The following is an 808-nucleotide window of genomic DNA, read 5'->3' as shown; positions in this document are numbered from 1 at the left end:
AGTACGTTTTACTACCAACGCAAACAATCGCTTCTCGACGATAAGTATGCTGCGATCAAGCAACGCATTCGCACCATCTATGACAAGCATCATGGTCGCTACGGCTATCGTCGCGTGACGGCGACAATACGACAATTGGGAGAATTGATTAACCATAAAACGGTGCAACGATTGATGAAGCTGTTGGGATTAAAATCTTTGGTTCGCCCAAAGAAATATCGTTCATTCCAAGGCAATGTTGGCTTGGCAGCAGCCAATCTATTGCAACGAGATTTTAAAGCTACCGAAGCAAATCAGAAGTGGGCAACCGATGTGACGGAGTTTAATGTCGCGGGAGAGAAGCTTTATTTATCACCGATTTTAGATCTGTTTAATGGCGAAATCATTGCCTTTGAAACGGCAAGAAGACCCGTTTATAAAATGATTGATGCGATGCTTACTAAAGCTTTCGACCGACTCTCGCCAAAGGATAGACCGATCTTACATTCTGACCAAGGCTGGCAATACCGCATGCCCGCTTACCAAGCTTCATTGCAGTCAAAGGGCCTTGCACAAAGCATGTCACGCAAAGGAAATTGCCTCGATAATGCCGCGATGGAAAGTTTCTTCGCTGTCTTGAAGACAGAATTCTTCTATTTAAATAAATTCGCCAGCGTTGAACAACTTGAGCGTGGCATTAAAGAATACATTCACTACTATAATCACGATAGGATCAAACTGAAACTAAAAGGGCTGAGTCCTGTGCAATACAGAAATCAGCCCTTGCATGCCTAGCCAACAAACTGTCCAACTTTCTGGGGTCAGTTCA

Annotated in this window: 1 protein-coding gene; it reads left to right on the top strand. The window is 43.9% G+C overall.

The window, feature by feature from the left end; all coding sequences use genetic code 11:
* The coding region (locus tag H8K33_RS19635; protein WP_186892763.1) for an IS3 family transposase at nucleotides 1-774 on the top strand (774 nt) is incomplete at its 5' end.
* Nucleotides 775-808 lie beyond the last annotated feature (34 nt).

The sequence above is a fragment of the Affinundibacterium amnicola genome (genome assembly GCF_014284275.1).
Classification (GTDB): domain Bacteria; phylum Pseudomonadota; class Gammaproteobacteria; order Burkholderiales; family Burkholderiaceae_D; genus Undibacterium; species Undibacterium amnicola.
The sequence above is the reverse complement of the archived record's forward strand: the minus strand, read 5'-3'. Positions and strand labels throughout refer to the sequence as shown.